Origin of the sequence: Pseudoalteromonas sp. GW168-MNA-CIBAN-0100 (assembly GCF_040309225.1) — a bacterium.
GTDB classification, from domain to species: Bacteria; Pseudomonadota; Gammaproteobacteria; order Enterobacterales; family Alteromonadaceae; genus Pseudoalteromonas; species Pseudoalteromonas arctica.
This window is the reverse complement of record NZ_JBEOOL010000883.1, coordinates 1-249: the sequence shown is the minus strand read 5'-3', so window position 1 is coordinate 249 and position 249 is coordinate 1. Positions and strand designations below refer to the sequence as shown.

Sequence of the window (249 nt, the reverse complement as noted above, 5' to 3'; positions counted from 1 at the left end):
CAGTAGGGCCAAGCAATAATGTGGCCTCTAGCTCGCGCATCGACTCTAGAAACACTAATGCTGCACCGGCAATAATACCGCGCATAGTTAAGGGCAGAGTTATACGCATAAATGCTTCGCGTGGGCTGGCGCCAAGTACTCGGGCCGATTTTACCAAGCTTGGATCTAAGTGCTCGGTGCTGGTACGAACTGAGCCTACAGCAAGGGGTAAAAAGCGCAGCGTATAAGCAATAATAAGCAACCCTAATG

General features: G+C 50.2%; 1 protein-coding gene. It reads right to left on the bottom strand.

Annotated elements, in window-relative coordinates; translation table 11 throughout:
- Window positions 1-249, bottom strand: a 249-nt coding sequence (locus tag AAEY62_RS23840; protein WP_350636939.1) for an ABC transporter permease subunit, incomplete at both ends; no start/stop codon positions are given.